The sequence below is a fragment of the Enterococcus faecium genome, assembly GCF_029023785.1.
GTDB lineage: Bacteria > Bacillota > Bacilli > Lactobacillales > Enterococcaceae > Enterococcus_B > Enterococcus_B faecium.
Window position 1 is genome coordinate 1,949,125 of the sequence record NZ_CP118955.1, and the last position, 18,376, is coordinate 1,967,500.

The 18,376-nt window shown below is 33.1% G+C and carries 14 protein-coding genes and 2 pseudogenes (1 of these 16 cut by a window edge); 4 read left to right on the top strand and 12 right to left on the bottom strand.

The window, feature by feature from the left end; all coding sequences use genetic code 11:
• Positions 1 to 299: 299 nt before the first annotated feature.
• The 4 genes and pseudogenes from PYW34_RS09530 to PYW34_RS09545 all read right to left on the bottom strand — a co-directional run.
• Positions 300 to 1,727: a family 1 glycosylhydrolase gene (locus PYW34_RS09530; RefSeq protein WP_002294086.1), complete on the bottom strand. Its 1,428-nt coding sequence runs from the start codon at positions 1,725 to 1,727 to the stop codon at positions 300 to 302.
• A gap of 11 nt (positions 1,728 to 1,738) precedes the next feature.
• Positions 1,739 to 3,595 (bottom strand): PTS beta-glucoside transporter subunit IIBCA, encoded by a 1,857-nt coding sequence (locus PYW34_RS09535; protein WP_002294087.1) that lies wholly within the window; start codon positions 3,593 to 3,595, stop codon positions 1,739 to 1,741.
• Positions 3,588 to 4,433: a PRD domain-containing protein gene (locus tag PYW34_RS09540; protein WP_002334393.1), complete on the bottom strand. Its 846-nt coding sequence runs from the start codon at positions 4,431 to 4,433 to the stop codon at positions 3,588 to 3,590. Before PYW34_RS09540 ends, PYW34_RS09535 begins: the two co-directional genes overlap by 8 nt.
• A 290-nt stretch (positions 4,434 to 4,723) precedes the next feature.
• Positions 4,724 to 5,462 (bottom strand): annotated as a pseudogene (locus PYW34_RS09545) (type VI secretion protein ImpB); the annotation flags it as partial.
• A 285-nt stretch (positions 5,463 to 5,747) separates the two neighbouring features.
• Between PYW34_RS09545 and PYW34_RS09550 the strand changes: the two are divergent.
• The 4 genes from PYW34_RS09550 (at position 5,748) to PYW34_RS09565 (ending at position 7,246) form a co-directional block, all read left to right on the top strand.
• Entirely contained in the window at positions 5,748 to 5,924 is a 177-nt protein-coding gene (locus tag PYW34_RS09550) for a bacteriocin (protein ID WP_002295574.1), read from the top strand.
• A gap of 18 nt (positions 5,925 to 5,942) precedes the next feature.
• Positions 5,943 to 6,110, top strand: coding sequence for a class IIb bacteriocin, lactobin A/cerein 7B family (locus PYW34_RS09555; protein ID WP_002295575.1), 168 nt, complete (start codon positions 5,943 to 5,945; stop codon positions 6,108 to 6,110).
• Between the two features lie 114 nt (positions 6,111 to 6,224).
• Positions 6,225 to 6,446, top strand: coding sequence for a hypothetical protein (locus PYW34_RS09560; protein WP_002331254.1), 222 nt, complete (start codon positions 6,225 to 6,227; stop codon positions 6,444 to 6,446).
• 584 nt (positions 6,447 to 7,030) lie between these two features.
• On the top strand, positions 7,031 to 7,246 hold the full coding sequence (locus PYW34_RS09565) for a bacteriocin (RefSeq protein WP_002295295.1): 216 nt from the start codon (positions 7,031 to 7,033) through the stop codon (positions 7,244 to 7,246).
• 416 nt (positions 7,247 to 7,662) lie between these two features.
• On the opposite strand, the gene PYW34_RS09570 is transcribed toward PYW34_RS09565, so the two are convergent.
• The 8 genes and pseudogenes from PYW34_RS09570 to PYW34_RS13125 all read right to left on the bottom strand — a co-directional run.
• Complete coding sequence (locus PYW34_RS09570; RefSeq protein ID WP_002295300.1) at positions 7,663 to 7,785, bottom strand: hypothetical protein; 123 nt, start codon at positions 7,783 to 7,785, stop codon at positions 7,663 to 7,665.
• 3,107 nt (positions 7,786 to 10,892) lie between these two features.
• A complete protein-coding gene (locus PYW34_RS09575; protein ID WP_002295305.1) occupies positions 10,893 to 11,690 on the bottom strand; it encodes a MurR/RpiR family transcriptional regulator in 798 nt (265 codons plus the stop codon).
• 17 nt (positions 11,691 to 11,707) lie between these two features.
• Positions 11,708 to 12,793: an agmatine deiminase gene (gene aguA / locus PYW34_RS09580; RefSeq protein ID WP_002334396.1), complete on the bottom strand. Its 1,086-nt coding sequence runs from the start codon at positions 12,791 to 12,793 to the stop codon at positions 11,708 to 11,710.
• Between the two features lie 159 nt (positions 12,794 to 12,952).
• Complete coding sequence (gene arcC / locus PYW34_RS09585; protein WP_002295307.1) at positions 12,953 to 13,942, bottom strand: carbamate kinase; 990 nt, start codon at positions 13,940 to 13,942, stop codon at positions 12,953 to 12,955.
• On the bottom strand, positions 13,939 to 15,045 hold the full coding sequence (gene aguA / locus PYW34_RS09590; RefSeq protein WP_002295309.1) for an agmatine deiminase: 1,107 nt from the start codon (positions 15,043 to 15,045) through the stop codon (positions 13,939 to 13,941). Before aguA (PYW34_RS09590) ends, arcC begins: the two co-directional genes overlap by 4 nt.
• Positions 15,032 to 16,420, bottom strand: coding sequence for an APC family permease (locus PYW34_RS09595; protein ID WP_002301313.1), 1,389 nt, complete (start codon positions 16,418 to 16,420; stop codon positions 15,032 to 15,034). Before PYW34_RS09595 ends, aguA (PYW34_RS09590) begins: the two co-directional genes overlap by 14 nt.
• A 111-nt stretch (positions 16,421 to 16,531) precedes the next feature.
• A complete protein-coding gene (gene ptcA, locus PYW34_RS09600; RefSeq protein WP_002295311.1) occupies positions 16,532 to 17,566 on the bottom strand; it encodes a putrescine carbamoyltransferase in 1,035 nt (344 codons plus the stop codon).
• Positions 17,567 to 18,333: 767 nt separating this feature from the next.
• Positions 18,334 to 18,376 (bottom strand): annotated as a pseudogene (locus PYW34_RS13125) (ABC transporter permease); its annotated part runs 188 nt beyond the window's last position; the annotation flags it as partial.

The following is an 18,376-nucleotide window of genomic DNA, read 5'->3' on the forward strand; positions in this document are numbered from 1 at the left end:
TCTTTCTTTTTCTTACAAAAGCATGCTAGCATATATTAATAAAATTATCTAAAGTCCTGCTCAAAACAAAAAGATGTAAGAAATATCTTATGATATTTCTTACATCTCAGAGTGTAGACTGATACTTTTGTCTACACCCTGCCCCTCTTTTTTAAAGGGTGGTTATGATTTGCTGATTTTATATATTAAAGATAGTTATTTTTTTAAGATAGAACTTTGGTCCTTTAGTAATATTACTCTAAGCTAACTACTTGTTATATGAATATAACTACTATAACTCCTTCTATGTTAAACAGGTATTACAAAATATCTCCATTGGAACCAATCACTTCTTTGTACCAATAAAAAGAGTCCTTTTTGTACCTTTCTAAGGTTCCATTTCCTTCATCGTCTTTGTCTACATAGATAAACCCATATCTTTTTTTCATTTCGCCTGTTGTAGCACTTACTAAATCTATGGGTGCCCACGTGAGATACCCAAAGCAATCTACCTGATCTTCTTCAATTGCAATCTTCATTTGTTGAATATGCTGTTTTAAGTATTCGATGCGATATTCATCATGTATGTTTTTATCATCTGTCAAAACATCTATGGCACCTAATCCATTTTCTGTAATTATGATAGGGAGTCCATATTTTCTATAAGTGTAATTCAGCAGATACCGTAAACCCGTCGGATCAATGGTCCATCCCCATTTACTAGTCACAAGATACGGGTTTTGAAGACCGCCAAATAAGGCACTCTTTTCTTCAGCTGCTCCTTCGTACTTCGCAACAGATGATGCATAATAGTTCATACCAATAAAATCAAGTGTTCCTTTAGAGAACATATATTTATCATTCTCTGTTATGGTCAACTTTATTCCTTGGTCTGCATATTCATTGATTTTATAGTCTGGAAACTTTCCTGTGCACATAGCATCTATTTGATAGAAATCTCGATCCATTTGTTTAAAAGCATTCATCACATTTGTTGGATTGCAATCTACTGGATAAACAGGTTCGATTCCAAATACGCAACCAATCTTGTTTTCTGGATCTATTTTTTTTCCTAAAACTATTGCCGAACAACTAGCCACTGTCATATTGTATCCGATCTCAGCCAATGTCTGCGATTTATTTTCGAGTTCAGAATACTTCAAACCTGCGATAATATACGTAAAAATATCTGTAGCTTCTGTTTGAGGATCAATATGATTCATTTCATTAAATGTAACCCAATAGTGGACTTTTCCTTTTAAAGATTCAAACATAGTTTGACAAAATTTCAAATAAAGTTCAATTACTTTTCGATTAGTCCATGAACCATACTTTTGGACTAAATTTTTTGGCATCTCGAAGTGATATAATGTTACAATTGGCTCAATGTCATAAGACAACAACGTATCCACCACATCTATATAATACATAATTCCTTCTTGATTCGGCTGCTCATCATCTCCATTAGGAAAGATACGAGACCAATCTATTGATATTCTTAATGCTGTAAATCCCATTTCACTAAACAGACGAATATCTGACTTGTATTGATGATATAAATCAATACCCATATGTGAGGGATACGTAGCTTCAGAAGAAATTATTGTATCGATTTGGCGTGGGACCTGATAGCTTCCTTGTCTGACATAATCCATGATAGCTGGTCCTTTTCCTCCCTCCTGCCAGGCTCCTTCACATTGATGTGCAGCAATACTTCCACCCCATAAAAAATTCTTTTTCAATTTCATTTTTTCACCTTCTATAAAATGACGTTTAGTAGATTATCTGTCTTTATTACTTGTTCTGAATTTGAAGGAATGACGTCTAAATAGCTATCGGTATTCGTGACAACTACAATAGTAGACGTATCATAACCAGCTTCTTGTATTTTATCAAAGTCTACTGTTCCAAGGAGTTGTCCTCTTTGAATTTTATCTCCTTGTTTTATATTTAAATTAAAATATTTCCCCTCTAACTCTACTGTATCGATCCCAATATGGATTAGTATTTCAATTCCATCTTGTGATTGGATACCTATTGCATGATTCGTTGGAAAAACTACCGTGATTTCCCCATCCACTGGAGAATAAAGATGTGTATCTATTGGTTTGATTGCAATCCCTTTTCCTAAAGCTCCTGTTGAAAAAGCTTGATCTTTAACTTCATTTAAAGAAATCACTTCTCCTTCTACTACATTACCCAATGAAGAAGTGCGCAGATTTTTATCTTTCCCTTTTTCAGCTATTATATGGTTGATTGTCTCCTGATCCTCTTCTTGTGCAGGGACGCCTAAGAGATAAGCAGCTACAGCTGATCCAGCAAAACTAATCACGACTGCCGCTAACATAAACCAGAAGTTCATGAAATCTCCTTCACCTATATACGCTGGGAGGCCAAATAAACCCCAAGCAACAGAATAAGCTTTAACACTAGTCAAACCAGCAAATAATCCACCAAGTCCTCCTCCAATCATTACTGCAACAAATGGTCGACGATATTTAACAAAGACACCATAGATAGCAGGTTCAGTCACACCAAGTACTGCAGAAAGTGTTACTGTCCCAAATAATTGTTTTTGTTTTAAATTCCGTGTTCTTAAGAAATACCCAAGCATTGCTCCCCCAACAGCAATATCTGAGATTGTACATGAAGATATAAATGCAGGGTCATACCCATTTGCTGCAATTAGAGAAGCTACAACCGGCATGATAAAGTTTCCTGCGCCCAACATTATAATAAATGGTTGAAGAGCAGAGTATAACATCATGACAAACCAACTACCTACATATTTCATCAGTAGATTAAAAAATCCAATGATTCCTTCTCCCATATAAAATCCTAAAGGTCCAAAAATCAATAACGTTGCTGGTAAAGTAATTAACATTACTAACAAAGGGGTTAAAAAGTATTGGAGTGTGTTAGGTATAACTCTTTTAACTACTTTAGTTACGTACCCCATAAACCAGATAGCTAGTAAAATAGGGATAAAACTATTAGAATACGTAATTTGAGGTAATCCAATACCAAATAACTCCAGTCCTTTCACATCATTGATAGAACTTGAAAGTATAGTAGCAGCAAGTGCTACTGCTAAATAAGGACTTGCTCCTAATCGTTTTGCGCAGCTCATAGCCATTAAAATAGGTAGAAAATAAAATACAGCAGACCGCAAAGCATCAAAAATATGATAGGTTGAACTGTCTGGTGATATTATTCCAGTTAAAGAAGCAATGGATAAAACAGCAGCAAGTAATCCAGCACAAATAATAGGTTCAAGTATCGGTGTCATAGATTCAGATATGACATCAAGTGCTGCTTTTATTGGATTTTTTTTTCCACTTTGCTCTTCTAAAGTAGTTTTGGGAGATAGTTCTAATTGAGTCATCAATTCTTTATATACATCGTTAACATGTGTACCTATGATGATTTGATAAGCAACGTTATTGCTAACTACATCAATCACACCGTCTAAGTTTTTAAGCTTATTTGTTTGCGCTTTCGTTTTATCGATAAGAGTAAAACGCAACCGTGTCATACAGTGAACTACTGCCTCTATATTTTCTTTTCCTCCAACAAGTTCAATAATATGTTTGTTAAAATCATGATACTTATCCATTATTGTCGCCTCTTTCCGCTACGCGATTAACATGAATCATCAAATAAGTGTATTCATCTTGAGATAAATAGGTGTTGAACTTTCCTTTTACATATATTTCTATTTTTTCTACAGCTGTATATGCTTTAGGGTATAGTTTTTTTACTTGTTCAAATAACTGAGATTCATTTTCAACGTATGCTTGTTTTTTTCTTAATCGTTCAATAAAATACTGTAAATGTGTCACTAGCCTCATGTAGTTGATGCTCTCTTCGTCAATAGATAAACTAAAATGATATTTGATGATATTCAACATGTCTCTTAGTGTCTCCATATCTTCTATCTGTTCATCAAAATTGACCTGATTTTCTTGAAGATTAACAAAGTGTAAGGCAATTGAAACAGCTTCATCTGTGGGAAAGGAATTATTAAAATATTTCTTCATCATTTTTAAAGCTTCCAAACCGATTTTGTAATAAACTGGATAAAACTTTTTAACTTCCCAAAAGAGCGGACTTCTAAGATATTGTCCTTTTTCTGAGCGTTTCAATGCAAAGGAGAGATGATCTAATAAAGCTAAATAAAGATAATCATTTGCTTTTTTACCGATTTCCTTTTCTCCATAACTAACGAGCTCGTTGATCATAGAGATCAGTCTATCATCAGAATGCGATAACAAATAGCTAAAATGTTCTAAACGGTCTTTCGAATCTAAAACATATGTTTTTTCAATTTCGGAATCATTAATGCGTTGGCCAACTTTTTTTTTGAAAGCAATCCCTGTCATATAGATAATTGCTTCATTTCCTCCCCGATCAATTAAAGCTACATTGTTATTGATAATCTTTTTAACTTTCATTAGTTTCTCCTTTCCAGAAAAAAGAACTCAGATCCAATATCAAATAAGCTTTTGATCATAAAGCTTTACTTGATATTAGTTCTGAGTTCTGCCTGATTTATCAGTAACATAACTCTAAAGATAACTGCGTCGCTATCTCAAGTTCTTTTTTCTTTTCTTACAAAATAAATATACTTTATTTCATTTTATAAGTCAACGTTTTCATTGCTTATAAATTAGTTTTTTTAATCATCTCAGTAATAATTTGCTATGTCAGTTCGATCAATACCATTTGCATGAAAGTACAGCTATAAGCCAATCACACCTAACCTACTCTTAATCGTATAATGATTCCAGTTAGCAAGGTCTTTAATACTCATGATCCCCATCTGGTTGAGTTTTTTTCATTCGAGACCCTATGCCCCAAAAGACCGTCATTTTAGGAATATTCCATACTTTCTCAGGAACATTTTGATACGTCCATTCAGCAATAAACCCTTCATTGTGCTTCGCTTCATTGTCTAAGGCGAGTTTGGCCAAAGGGGATTATCTCCGCGACACCTACCGTAGCAATCAATCCTAATTCTTCTTTAATACGTTCTTGGATCATTTGAACGAATTTTTTCCTTCTCTGACTTCTTGTTCCTTCAGTCGTAAAAATATTCAGTGATCTGGTCACTTTTAAAATGGGTTCATCGATTGGATACATCAGTAGATCTTCGTCAGCCACATATCTTTTGAAAATATTATTTACCCGCATATTTTGCTTGATATATAGGTTCATACGTGGTGGAACAACGTATGATGTTTTAGGAAATAGTTGTGATAAATCACGTGGTCTACTCACATTTGTAATATCATACCGCTTTTTTGCTTCAGGAGAAGAAGCTCTAATATCAATCCTAAACCAGTATTGTCAGCGCGACTCATAACAACAAGTTCTGTTGTTAATGGATCAAAATTTCTTTCTATACACTCGATACTCGCATAAAAAGGCTTCATGTCGATTAGAAAATAATCATTTACTGATTCTTTCGAATAATCCAGCATGAATAACACCCATTCTTTTTTACATTACACAAACGTAAGTTAGGAAATATAAAGAAGAAAACTAAATAGCACTAAACAAACAAGACAACTCATGCTTATTCCGTATAAGAAACTACATATTATGTTAACTAGTTATTAAAATAACATATTCAATAAAATTAAATTGTAATTTTATAGGTTTTAGGAATGAAAAAGCCTTATTTCAGGAAGTTTTTAACTGTTTGCTATAGATGTATGTCATGATAGTATCGTAATAAAAATAATATAAAAGGCGCGAGTTCCAATATGCAAAATGTAAAAGAAGTTTCTGTAAAAGAGATGAAACAAATTATCGGTGGTTCTAATGATAGTCTTTGGTATGGTGTAGGACAATTTATGGGTAAACAAGCAAACTGTATAACAAACCATCCTGTTAAACACATGATAATTCCTGGATATTGTTTATCGAAAATTTTAGGGTAAGCGTAGGAGTGAATATTAATGAAAAAATATAATGAGTTATCTAAAAAAGAACTTCTACAGATTCAAGGAGGAATAGCACCTATTATAGTTGCTGGCCTTGGCTATTTAGTAAAAGATGCATGGGATCACTCAGATCAAATAATCTCAGGATTTAAAAAAGGTTGGAATGGTGGACGTAGAAAATAAAAATGTGGTAAAAGACTTATATCTCTAATTAAAATTAATAGCATAGTAACTATCAAAAGCTTGTTCTCGTTATAAGGATTATTTGTATGGTTAATGATTAAGAGGAAAAATTAAATGAATAAAAAATTATCTGTAAAGAAATGGCTTCAATTAGAAAAAGCTTCAATTATAGGGATTATTACTCTAATTGGATTAATACTCGGAGAATTATTAAATAAAATTTTAGTCAAATATATAGACAGTTTTTATTTGAGCTTTTTATTAGGAACTATGTCTATATATATATGTTGGTTCTTATATTCATTAATTTATTTTAAAAAAAATAACAGAAAGTGAATTCCGTATTGGTAGTTAGTTGTTTATTATTGATTGTTGCAAATCAACAATTTAACCGAAAAGGAAACAAGCTCAATAATACAAAAGGCGGCTGGCAAATGCCAGCCGCCTTTTGTATTATTGAGCTTGGGTTTTGAGGGGAATTCAAGGGGGAGATTGCTCCCCTTTGACAAGCGATTATTTGCAGCAAATATAGAGATTACCAAACCTTTTTAGTAAGTAATGACAAAACTGAAGCAAGTTGCTGAAGATTTGTCATTTCGTGTGCCGACTTTCAGGAAAGTTTAGGTACATTAGCAAATATATGTATAGGATTCTAAAATTTTATCGCCAGATTTTGCAATCGATAAATGATGCGTAATAAATATAAGAGTTTTATTTGCTAAATTTAAAAGGCGATCCATCATTTCATGTTCTAGTAGTTTATCAAGTCCATTTGTCGCTTCATCTAAAATGAAAACAGATGAATTTTATAGGTTTCAGGAATGTTATTACCTCATTTCAGGAAGTTTTTAACTGTTTGCTATAGATATATGTCACACTAGTATCGTAATAAAAATACTCTAAAAGGAGCGAGTTTAAATATGCAAAATGTAAAAGAATTAAGTACGAAAGAGATGAAACAAATTATCGGTGGAGAAAATGATCACAGAATGCCTAATGAGTTAAATAGACCTAACAACTTATCTAAAGGTGGAGCAAAATGTGGTGCTGCAATTGCTGGGGGATTATTTGGAATCCCAAAAGGACCACTAGCATGGGCTGCTGGGTTAGCAAATGTATACTCTAAATGCAACTAAAAAAGAAGAGAAAAAACTCATTACGAGTTTTTTCTCTTCTTTTTTTGCATGAAATTAGGAATAACTAATAAAACAATAGCAATCAATAGTAAAATCTTACTTAATATAGTTTCGGAAAAAATAAATAATCCTAAATTTATAATTACTGCTAAAAAAATGCATAAATTATACTCTAAATTATTTTTTTTTAAATTCATAATATAAACATCCTCTCTTTAATTAGTGTACCATTCCGAAATATTTCATCCCCAGCTCTTTTTTTACTAATATACCAACTACATTTAATAACAAGATAACTAGTAAACTTAATATTTTTAGTGGCATAGAACCTTCAAAAATAAATAAAGGCACCATAAGTGTAGCTATCAATATAAATATAACTACAGATCTTACATATTTTATTATTTTACGGAACATTATAACCTATTACAACTCCGCAAATAGCCATAGCCCATACCATAAATAAGATTTTTACCAGCACCACCACCACCAGATGTTTGTTTTATCTCTTTCGTACTTAATTCTTTTACATTTTGCATGTCTCTACATGCTCCTTTTAAAGTTTTTTTAGAACCTCACGACTATAACATGGATAATTTAATCGTGGTCAAAAACTTCCTGAAATAGGGCGTTTCATATCCTGAACACGAATTTTTAGTCAATTTTCGAAAAATGAAACTTTAAAATTTCTTTGACCAGAACTCTATTTATTCTTGTGTTGTACCTTCGAATAGGTTCCCGTATATCTTTTTTATTTGAAGCTTAAGTTCTTTTCCTTTATTTTTTGGCTCTAAAGACTTAATTTTTCTTACTAATGAGTGGATCATACAATCTGATTTAGTGTCGTCCTGCTTTTGCTTATAGAACCATCCCTTCCTATAAAAAGCGATCTGTTCTCTCACCTCTGGAATTGAATAAAGAGTTGATTTTCAAATTTTTGCTTGATTAGCTACTCTTGAAAAATTTGTAGGTTGACTACCTTCTTTAAGAGTAAGGATAGCTTGATTTGTACATGCTGCCGTTTGCACTCGCCTATTCCGATGTACTTATTTTAATATTCCTGTTATTTATATTTTCCTCCAAACTATTTACTCTATCGGGTCTCCCATAAATAATATGGCTATTTCTAATTTTTTCTTCAATCTCGATATACTTTTCTAAAATCTGTTGATTTTTACAATTATCTTGTGCTCATACATCTTATAGAAAAATATAGTGTCAATTTACGAATGATTTAGCTTTTATCAAACAGCAACTTTTACAGTCTCCTGTCAATTTAGAACTTATTTACTAAGAAAAAATCGATAATACACATTAAAAAAATTGGATAAATTAGACGCCAAAGAGATACTGATCGTGACAGAATTATTATTGGAAAGTCGTGCATTGAATAAAGTATAGATAATGACTATTATCCCATCACTTATTAAATGAGTTTTCCTCGGAGAAACACAAAAAGATAAAATAGAAAATTACCAATGAGCTTTTATACTATAATGCCTCTATATTCTATGAAAAAGATTTAATCACTTGCTTATGGCAATTCAGCCGATGGATCGATGAGCATCTGTTTTTAAATTTTACATACAAAAAAACCGAGGACAGCTTGTCGAACGGACAGCAGTTCCGGTATCTCTTTTTTTCTCAGAATATTATTTCTATGTGCTTTGTTACAATCCATTTTCTTTCAAAAAATAGCATCATTTATAATATGGTTCTCCGTATCGCGAGCGAATGTTATTGGCTAATCTCTTGGCAAACAAGTGTTCACCACAAAATTCCTAACTAAACAAAAAATAGCATAAATTAATGCTCTTAGTCACAGATCATACTGTTACAGTATGATCTTATTTTCTGACAAAATAAGAATACCAATCATTTATGGTACGACATTCTAAGCGTAAATGATTGATATTCTTTTGCAGAAACATTCTTAATTTGTACCTAAAGATTGCTGACTAAAAAATAGATAGAAAATTTTCTTCACTCTATTTAATACGTTGCTTGAAGTTTTATAGTTATCTATTAACATTCTCGTCCCCTATTGTCGGGGATAGGTTTCGATTAGATGAACTCGAAAACGTTGCTATATCAATTATGGAATACATTATTCTCTGTCCAGTGATGGGACAATCCATACTCTTCCAATTAGTTATTTGGTCGATTCACGGGAAAAATTTTATATGCAGTTCATTATTACTACTCATCTTCAGACTGTACCGATTCAAAACATTACCCTTTCTTCAATTTTCAGTATCTAGATTGAAAATTATACCATACTTAATATTCCTTTCAATCTAGTTTATTCACCAGGTTATATTTCCTAATGAGACTCATATAATCCTAATTCGTACTTACGCATGTTAATCAATTGTTACACTACCAACACTTGATAAAAAGGCTTTCAACCTCGTTAAGCATGGTCATAACATAGCTGATAATTACCAGATCGAAATTTCTTTATAACTCTTACAAAGCAAAAAGACCGCTCCTTCGCTACAAAATGTGATATTTTTGATAAATGGACTAGGCTGATTTTTCAACATTTGGTTAATCCCCATTACTAGAGTATGAATATCCTTAACCTGAAGTCCTTTGTCTTTGTTGCTTAGTACGCTCGGGATTTCTTCTTTTTGTCAAGGATGAAAATGATTTTTCAAAGGATTTTGGATTTTCATTGTATCTATTATCCAAAATGTTTTGAATGTTTAACACTAATGTCATAACTAATAATGGCTTATTGCTAGCGTCTATCGAAGTATTTTTTATTTCCTTCAATGTCAATGTCATAGAGATAGACATTTAAAATCTGCGACATTTTCACCGGGATTTAGCCCATCTTTTTCGTCAATTTTTGGATTCTTTTTTAGTTTCTATTGGAAAGAATCTTCAACTGACATAATTCATTTTGTATTTTTATCTGTCCTTTTAACATTTTAGTGTCAATTTTAATAGTGCTTCACACGAGAAAGGTATAAACATACCAATAAATTTGGTATGACTAATGAACCTTGCACTGCATAGTATAGCCATACGCGGATATACTATATCTCTTATGTTCCTTAGAGTAAAACCTCTAAATCGGTGTGTATTGTTGTTCAAAAAATAAAAAATTCCAGATTAAATCTGTTCATTAGATACATCTAACCCGTTCAACCAAGAATCGAATTCATTTTTCAATTCTTGCAACTGCCCATAATATTTCTCGCATGATATTTGTTAAGCCACTATTCTCATTTTGCTGTTTTTTAACAAATTTAAATTGTAGATATACGTCTACCTTTACGTTATCTACAATTTAAATTTCATTTACGGTAGTAATTCCCGAATCGTGAACGTTTGTTACTTACACCGTTTTGATAATAACTTTTTGAATCAAATAAATGCTGTATATAATATTTGGCCCACACTTATAATAGCGTTTCATAACCAATTGGCAACCCCAACGTACAAATACATTTTTTGACCGCTTTCTTGCTTTCCTCCTCTGGGGTTGTCTGAAGAACATCCTTATAAAGCAAATAAACTTTCGTACAATAAGATCTTCCAGTAATTTTGATTAGTTGACGACAAGCTTCCATACTAGTACTGTTCATCATTTCTAAGATGCTGCTGCCGATGAACAAAATATTCTCTTGTCGATCATTCAACGAAAAACAAGATGGTAAGTGTCTGTTCCACTGCTTTCGATAAATTGGTACAAAATTAATTCCATTAATGCAATCATTGAGATATGTGACGTAATATCTAGATGATTCAAGCTGATTTCATCTGTAAACAAATAAAGATTAATATCACTAAAATTTTGTATTAAGTTATTATCTGCTCCAGTAATTGAAACGATTAAAGGATGATCTTGTTCCTTTATTTTTCGAATTGTTTCGATCAACTCTAAATCTTCTCCTTTGTAACTGAAGATAAAGGCTATATCATTTTTTTTAACTTGCTTTTGTGCAATAGAACGAGTTTGATGATCTTCAGGAAAAATTACAAAAAAACCGGCTGTATTATACAAATATCGTATATAACGCATAATTTCTTTACTCAATCCTTTAGCAAATAAAAAAATTTTAGGCTGTTTTTGTAGTTGTTCTACAATTAGTTTCACTTTATCTGTATCTATTACGCGAACAGATTCAACTAAATTCTTTAAATACTCTTCGCGATAATCTTTCTGGCTAACGACAAAAGGTGAACTCTCGGGAAGAGGAGTTTTATAAAGTAACGTATATTTAATAACAGTGGTAAACTCACTAAATCCAGAAAATCCAAGCTTTCTGACAAAACGCAGAAAAGTAGTTGTTGAAACAAAACAGTCATCAGCAACTTCGCGGATACTTTTACTTTTAATGTTTTCTAGGTTATTGATGACGTAATCAAAAAGAATTTGTTCATTCTTAGTCAGCTCTGAAATATGACTATTGGCTATTTCAAAAAAATCCATTACCGATCACCCCTTTCTTATTGAGGTACTCCTTGAGCAACACAGTGAATATTTCCACCACCAAGTAAAATTTCACGAGCCATTACACCAATAATTTCATATTCTGGGTATATTTTTTTTAATAGTGCTTCTGCTTTTTTATCATTTGAGTCCTCAAAAAGTGGAAAAATAATGCCGCCATTTGCTGTATAATAGCTTACATAAGAAGCAATCAACCGATCACCGAAAAATCGAGGAAGCATGCCATTTACCGGATCAACACCAGCAGCTTCTTCCTCTGTAATGTATAAAGGTTTCGGTAATTCTATCTTGTGTATAATGAAGCTTCTTCCTTTTGCGTCTTTTTCTTTCATCAATACTTCTTCTGCTTCTCTGACGATTTCGTACATTGGATCACTTGTTTGTTCACACCAACTCAAAATAATTTCACCAGGCCGTACAACATTGATTAAATTATCGATATCACCGTTTGTTTCATCCAAAAAAAAGCCTCGAGGAAACCAAACGATTTTTTCTATGCCACAATACTCTTTTAGAATTTTTTCAATTGATTCTTTATCTAATTGAGGGTTACGTCCTTCTGATAACAAGCATTCTTCTGTTGCAAAAAGCGTTCCTTCCCCATCTGTATGTATTGAGCAACCTTCTAGAACAAACTCTTGTAATTGGTAATATTCAATTCTCTCCTGTTCACAAATTTTTTGAGCTAACAAATCATCTTGATCCCACGGAAAAAATAACCCATCTAACAAACCGCCCCAAGCATTAAATCGAAAATCGACACCACGTACTTCCCCCAAAGAATTCATAACATATAATGGTCCCGTGTCTTTTATCCATGCGTCGTTATTACTTACTTCTAGTACACGTATTTTTTCAGGTAATTGATAACGTGCATTCAAGAATTGTTGATGCGAAACGAGCATAGTTACATTTTCAAATCGTGCAATTACTTCAGCGACTTCAGCGTATGCTTTTTGTGCAGGTTTTCCCCCTAAACGCCAGTTATCTGGACGTTCTGGCCAAATCAAATAGCATTCTTTATGAAAAGACCACTCTGGCGCCAATTGAAAACCATCTTTTTTTGGTGACGATTCTAGCATAAATGTTCCTCCTTTAAATAAACCAACATTCTTAGTAACCAACTAAATTTTAGGGTATTGTCTTAAACATACTATAACATTCTAAGTATATCTATAATAGGATTAAAAAAGCGAAATAGAAACAACTAGATGTTCTATTTCGCACAGTTACTTTTTCTTTTACTCATATGTTAATATATCTACTAAGTGACTTTTTTGTTCTAAATTTTGTGAGCTATAAATAATCGTGCCAGCATTTTCTTTTAGTAATTTATCTAAATTTTCTAAAGAAGTAATTACAGCTCGCGCATTAGGTTTTTTCTTAACAAATTCTAAGGCAGCTTCCACTTTTGGCAACATACTTCCTGGTGCAAACTCACCATTATCTTTGTATTTTTCTAATGTCTCAATATCAATTTTTTTCAGTTCTTTTTGTTGCGGTGTGTTAAAATGGACAGCAACATTTGCAACACCAGTTAAGATAATCAGTTCATTTGCATCAATGATTTCAGCAAGTTTTTCAGAAGCAAAGTCTTTATCTATCACAGCTTCTTTACCTCTTAGGCCTTCACCAGTTTGAATTACCGGAATACCACCACCTCCTCCTGCAATTACAATTACATCTGAATCAACTAGCGTTTTTATAACTTTTGATTCAACTATATCTATAGGTTTAGGAGAAGCCACTACTTTACGCCATCCTCTTCCTGCATCTTCTTTGAAGATAGAATCGGTCATTCTCGTTTCTTTTTCAGCCTGTTCTTTCGTCATAAATGGCCCAATTGGTTTAGTAGGCTGTTTAAATCCTGGATCTTCTTCAGAAACAATAACTTGAGTGAACAATCCTACTATGGATTTTTCTATACCACGTTTCTTCAATTCATTCGTTAACGCCTGTGCTAGCCAATATCCTATGCTGCCTTGAGTCATTGCAACATTGGTATCAAGTGGCATTGCTGGATTCGTTTGGGTTGCTCCAGCTTTTTGTTGTAATAATAAGTTACCTACTTGAGGCCCGTTACCATGAGTAATAAGTAGCTTATAGCCTTTTTCAACTAGAGCAGCTAATGACTGAGCTGTTTCAACTAAAGTCTTTTGTTGTCCTGTTGCCGTAGGATCATTTGTTAATATTGCATTCCCTCCTAATGCCACAACTATTTTCTTTGTCATAACACGTTTTCTCCTTTAGGGATTTGTTGCGTAATACAATGAATGTTTCCTCCACCTAATAAGATTTCTCGAGTATAAACACCCACAATTTTACGATCAGGATATAAGGATTGCAATGTTTCCTTTGCCTTTTCGTCCATTGGATCATCAAATAATGGATAAATAACTCCTCCATTTGCTGTATAGTAATTTACATAACTTGCTGCCAAACGATCTCCTTTTTGACGTGGAAGTGTACCATTTATGGTATCTACTCCATGACTTTCTTTTTCGTTAATAAGTATAGGCTTAGGCACATGCAATTTTGTTACATGAATATTTCGACCTTTTGCATCTACGGAGTTTTCCAGAATTTCTAGGCATTCTTTAGAAATTTCATATTGTGGATCCTGCTTATCATCTGTCCAAGCTAAAACAACTTCACCAGGCGCTACAAAATTAACAATATTATCTACATGGCCATTCGTTTCATCTAAATAAATTCCGCGCTTTAACCAAATTACCTTATCAATATTTAGATACTCTCCTAAAATATTTTCAATTTGTTCTTTTGATAGCTGTGGATTACGTCCTTTTGATAATAAGCACTCTTCTGTGGTAATTAATGTACCTTCTCCATCAACATGGATAGATCCCCCTTCCAAAACAAAATTATCTAAACGATAACGGTCCTTCCATTCAATTTCACAAATTTTTTGTGCAACTTGATCGTCTTGATCCCAAGGGAAATAAAGTCCATCTTCCAGCCCGCCCCAAGCGTTGAATGTCCAATCCACACCTCGAACTTTTCCTTGACTATTTGTAACAAAAGTAGGACCACAATCTCGAACCCATGAATCATTATTAGCAATTTCTACCACCCGTATATGTTCGGGAAGCATGTGGCGAGCATTATCATACTGATCAGAATTCACACCCATTGTAACAGGCTCAAAATTGGCAATCGCCCTAGCAACCTCTGCGAAAGCTCGCTGGGCTGGTTTTCCTCCATCTCGCCAATTATCAGGACGTTGTGGCCACAACATATATACTCCTTCATGCGCCGAAAATTCTCCGGGCATTCTAAAATGATCTTTTTTAGGTGAACTATCAATTGTTTTCATCAGTAAGCACTCCTTTATCTTTTTTTTCTTTTGACGAATAGTGAATCACGATTTCACCAATAACAAAGGCAAAAATTGTTCCGAGCAACACGGGTACTTTAGTATTTATCTCTGAAGAACTTGAATCTAGAGGAACTACAGAAAAAAGTAGTGTCGCGATTAGCAACAACATTGGGATAATCGTCATTAATTTTAACAACCAATTTGGTCCAGGAACTTTAAATGGACGAACAACATGAGAATCGATTTTTCTTAACTTCAAGAACGCTGGAAACATCATAATATAAGAAAGTAACAATGCTACTACATTTAGTGAGAAAAACGCCCAAAAAATATTCTCATTTGGGATAAAGGGTGCAATAATAATTAGAAGTGAAGCAATAATACCATTAGTGACAGAAGCTCCTACTGGCATATCATTTTTTTGACTTTTTTTAGCGAAAATTAGAGGCATATCATGATTTTTTGCAGCATACAAAGCGACATAATTTACTCCTAAGGACCAAGAAATCAAGTTTGCTGCCAGCGTATACATGAAGAAAATACCGATTAATACAACAAAAGGATTCAATCCCCCAACAAGCAAAATAAAGCTGTCAATTAATCCTCCAGAAGCAGATAATTGATCTGCTGGTACCGCCGCTCCCATTCCAAATGCAGCAAACAAATAGAAAAAGGCGATCAAAACACCACCATAAATAATAGCTTGTGGAATTTGTTTTTTAGGGTTATCCATTTCATTTGCTAGAGTAGTGACCACTTCAAATCCTAAAAAATTAAACAAGATAACAGATAAAAAACTAAAATTTTGAATATCTAGTTTAGGTAACAAAGCTGTTCCAGAAAAGTTATTAGCCATTCCTTTTGTTAATGCATGATAGATACCCAAAACACCAAGACATATCATGATTGCCACTTTCGCAAATGCAGCGATATTTAAGATCCACTTACTATCACTAACAGGGTAACAGCTAATTATCGTAACAATCCAGACAAATACCAACTGCAACATAATTAGTAGAGGCGTACTAAAGTTTAACTGAAAAATTTGAGTTAATACTTCTTGAAATAAAACGGCGAGACTCGCCATCCAAATAGGAAAATTAATCCAGTAAAACCAAGCGACTCTAGCACCCCACTTTCTTCCATAAGCTTTTTTAACCCAGTCATAGATCCCTCCTTCGCCGTCATATGTCGTACCAAGTTCAGCTGATATTAATCCGTAAGGTAAGAAAAATAATATCAACAATAAACCCCACCAAAAAAATTGCGAAGAGCCGATTGCAGCAGCTGGTGCTGCCGACTCTACCACTAAGATAACTACAACGGCCATCAATACTGCATCAAATAAACGGAATTTCTTTTTTTCTTTCATTATTGTGCTCCTTTCGATGAGCCTTTTATGAAAAGTACGTGTAAATTTTTTTATTCTCTATGAATTAGCAAAAAATTCACACGTCTCTTCTACTGCTTAAGCAAGTTCTTGCTAATCTCTTCGTTCTAATTGACGTTTAGGTTTCAGCATACACTGCAGTTCCCCATCAAATTTTTCTGCTAAAGCTTGATCGGCATAATCCAAATATGGATTCAAAAAATAAACTAATAAAGCACGCATAGCTGTTAATCGATTTTCTGCTTCATCTAATACGATAGATTGTTCACCATCTAGCACTTCATCTGTAACTTCTTCACCGCGTGTTGCTGGTAAGCAGTGCAAAAATTTTGCATGTGGTGAAGCTTTTTTCATCAATTCATTATTTACTTGGTAGGTTGGATAGAAAATATTCATCCGTTCTTCTTCAGATAATTCCGCTTCATATAAGCCATACCACACATCCGTATAGACAAAGTCCGCATCTTTAAGAGCCACATTAACATCTTCTGTGATCTGCACACTTCCTCCTGATTTTTTGGCATTTTCCTTCCCTATTTCTAATGCTTCTTCTTTAATTTGGAATCCCTCTGGTCCGTATTGAACAAAATCCATTCCCATTTTTGTTGCCATAAACATGGTAGATACACAAACTTGCGTTGCATCTCCAACAAAAACAATTTTACAATCAGATAATTTTTTTCCTTTCGGTAAATGTTCAGTCATCGTAATAATATCGCCTAGTTCTTGCGTAGGATGGTTGTAATCACTCATGCCATTAATAACTGGAATTGTTGCGTTCTTTGCCAACGAAACCACTGATTCATGACGTTCAACTCGAGCCATTAATATATCTACTAAACGTGATAATACTCGTGCAGTATCACCAAGACTTTCATGTCCTCCTAGTTGTATTTGACCAGGTGCTAAATATTGAGCGTGTCCTCCTAATTGTTCCATTGCGGTTTCAAATGAAACACGGGTTCGAGTGGAAGACTGTTCAAAAATCATACCTAGTGTTTTATTTTTAAGTAGTAATGGGTAATGACCATACTTAATACTTTTTTTGATTTTTAATCCTAGTTTGATTAAGTAATCGATTTCTTCTTTTGTAAAATCATTTGTATCGATAAAATCTCTTTTCTGCATAATTAACGCTCCTTCGAAATTTTTAATTGATATGTCTTTTACTCGAGTAATATATCTGACATATTTAGAATAAGCGTCTTTCGAGATTTATGAAAGCGGATTTAACACTTTAGAAATCAAAGTCATTTAAAGAAAATTTGTTACATTTTATGTAACAAGTTACACTAACAATCTTAAATTGCTTAAAGACTTAAGGATGCAATTTAACCGATACCATTGTTTTAAAAAACTTCTTCAAATGTTGCCATTTGGTAGCCAACCTTTTTAACCTCATTACTGTTAAAATAAACCAAATTTTCGTTATACTATGTTTCTTTTATAGTAAATATCATTTTTCTCACCTAATAGTTTGTCGTTTCGTGTGTGAAAGCATTCCGTAATTTTTCTAAAACAAAAAAGGAACTTTTGTAACACTTAGTTAATGTTACAAAGACCCTTTTTATTTTAGTCTAGTTCAATTGTAATATTCCGTTATTGCCTTACTATGACCGTATATGCCAATTTTTCAAATGACAATAAGATATTAGTATAACCTTTCCTTTATTCTAATTTCATTGGTTAAATTGAAGCTTCATTTTAAAAGTTGAACAAATTTCTAGTTAACAAACACGTTGCTAATTTTTAGATAAGAGGCATTGGCAAGTAGAAAATAAATTTAAGTCACACTGGCAAATGTAAAAATTTTTAATTGACAGTATTTAGGGCAAAAAATTCTTAAGCCAAATTCTGATTGGTCTTGATATTTGTTCATATTAGCAAAATGATACCTACTTATTTTTGTCTTGTAATACAATCCTTGTATATAACCAT